This is a genomic window from Roseibium sp. RKSG952 (assembly GCF_009711355.1).
The window spans coordinates 1-535 of sequence record NZ_SMMF01000299.1 but is presented as its reverse complement, the minus strand read 5'-3'; the positions used below and the strand labels follow the sequence as shown (position 1 = coordinate 535).

The 535-nt window shown below is 53.3% G+C and carries 1 protein-coding gene; it reads right to left on the bottom strand.

The window, feature by feature from the left end:
• Positions 1–177: 177 nt before the first annotated feature.
• On the bottom strand, positions 178–535 hold a 358-nt coding region (locus E1297_RS00790; RefSeq protein WP_155132686.1), incomplete at its 5' end, for an EamA family transporter.

Genomic DNA, 535 nt, shown 5'->3' with positions numbered 1-535 from the left:
CCCTCGCCTGCAAAATTTGCGACAGAACCGCCGTGTCTTGCTCAGATCATAATGCGGCCGCAACGTTGCCAGAAGAGGGGTGAGAAGGGATTCGAGCATCGTGAAAATCCTTGCAGGAGAGAATCTTCAAGTCGAATCCAATTTGCCCCTCGACGCAAGTGCGTTGTGTACTGTGTGTCAGGCTTTTGGTCGCGGCGTATGTCTTTGATTTACCAATATGATCGCGGTCAAGACGAGGGCTATTGCGGCGAGTTGCGGTAGACTTGGGATCTCGTGAAACAGGACCATCGCTAAAGGGATGCCAATTGCGGCCTGGACGGAACCTATCTGTCCGACGACGACCGGCCCTGCTTGTTTTTGCAGTTGGAAGTAGAGCGTATACTGGATTGCATACAAAACGATTTGCGCCGTAAGCACTGACAGTCCGGCTCCGGTTATGTGATGGGGCAACAAGGGTAATTGGAGCAGGCAGGCGAGGACCAGCAACGCCAGAAAGCTAACCGTCATCATGCCAGTGCTCAGGAGTAGAGGCTTG